Consider the following 1,718-nt stretch of genomic DNA (forward strand, 5'->3'; position numbering starts at 1 on the left):
GCCACCACCGGTCAAGTGAGCATCGACGTACTCATGAAGTACGTCGAGGAGCAGTAGCGTGTCTCCGACCGTCACGAAGACGTTGCAGGCGACGTTCGCGCCACCCACCGCGCACAAGCAGTCGAAACTCAACGACCTGCTCGAAACCTACCGTGACGGTCTGCAAGAGGCGTTCGACGCCGGGGCGAGTACCATGTCGGCGGTGAGTGACATCGTGACGCCCTACGACCTGCCGTATCAAGCCAAAGCCGCGCTCTGCAACTACGTCCCGAAACTCCGCAAGACGTACAACGCCAAGGAGTTGGACGACGGCCACCCAATACGGCTCACCAACCAAGCCGCGAGGTTTGACCACTCCGCCGAACGCGAGTACGAGTTCACGTGGTGGGTTCCGCGTCCCGGTCGGGGAACGAACTTCTGGATACCGCTCCGTATCAATCCCGAACAGGAAGACCTCTGGCACGACCTCGTATCGGAGGACGCGAAGGTGGGGGAGATACGGCTTCAACAGCACCGGCAGAACTGGGTACTGCACGTCACCGTCGAGTACCCGGTTGAAGAACCAGCGACGGACGGTGACGCCACGCATATCGGCTTAGACATCGGAGAAACCGCCCTCATCACGGGCTGTGCCCTCAAGGACGGTTCTCCGACTGACCCGTTCGTGTGTAGCGGAAGTAGAGCGAAGCATCTCCGCAAAGAGATGCACACGACCCTGAAACGCCTCCAAGAGCGTGACGCATCCGAGTGGCGGATTGAAGACCGCTTCTCGCACTACCAGAACGCGCTCACCGACATCGTGGAGAAAGCGTCTCGGCAGGCCGTCGAGTACGCCACACAGTTTGAGAATCCGGTGTTGGTGATGGAGGACTTGACGTATATCCGTGAGCGTCTCGACTACGGGAAGTACATGAATCGTCGGCTTCACTCGTGGGCATTCGCCCGACTGCAAGGGCGCATCGAGGACAAGGCGACGGAAGCAGGTATCCCGGTCGAGTACGTGAATCCGGCGTACACCTCGAAGACGTGCCACTCGTGCCACCGTCTCGGTCGGCGGGACTCTCAAGCCGAGTTCTGGTGTCCGAACGACGACTGCCACGTTTCGACGTTTCAGGCCGACATCAACGCTTCCGCGAATATCGCACGACGGATTGACCCGTGGGGAGAGAGCGTCCCGCTTGACAAGGCGGAACGCGATGACTCGCCACGGGATGGGAGCGGTTGTGACACCGCCACGACTCACCGTGAGAAGAGCGTACCAGCGCAGATGACGCTCACGGCCTACGAAGAGTCGAAACCCTCTGCCAGCGACGACTGACTGGTATTCCCCATGCGTGGGAAGCCTCGCCGTTTACGGCGAGGAGGATGTCACTACGGTAGCGATTACAACGACTGGCCATCTGACTACGATCAACACAAGAGACTCAAAGAGTGGGCAGACCAGTGGCCGACGTTTGCTGAACCCTCTCAACACGCCGCACAACAAACCATTAGTCAGATTCACAGCGACCTAGAGACGCTGCAAGAACGCCGAGACGAAGGCTACGATGTTGGGCGATTGCGTTGGCAAGGTGCAGGCGAATTTCGCTCGGTGTCGTACAATCAGTCTAGTCGCTTCAACGGGCTGTGTTGAATCGCTGTAAGGCGTAGAGATTCACTGTTTGACGAAGCGCTTGATGTTATAGACGACACACATCAGCGCGATTTCGCGGAATTCA

The 1,718-nt window shown here is 58.7% G+C and carries 1 protein-coding gene; it reads left to right on the forward strand.

What is annotated here, in order from left to right; translation table 11 throughout:
* The first annotated feature begins 58 nt into the window (after positions 1 to 58).
* The gene (locus tag AN233_RS05915) at positions 59 to 1,318 is read left to right on the forward strand and encodes an RNA-guided endonuclease InsQ/TnpB family protein (protein ID WP_058365905.1); all 1,260 of its coding nucleotides are present in this window, start codon (positions 59 to 61) and stop codon (positions 1,316 to 1,318) included.
* Positions 1,319 to 1,718: the final 400 nt, after the last annotated feature.

This window comes from Haloparvum sedimenti (genome assembly GCF_001462205.1).
In the GTDB taxonomy this organism is placed as follows: domain Archaea; phylum Halobacteriota; class Halobacteria; order Halobacteriales; family Haloferacaceae; genus Haloparvum; species Haloparvum sedimenti.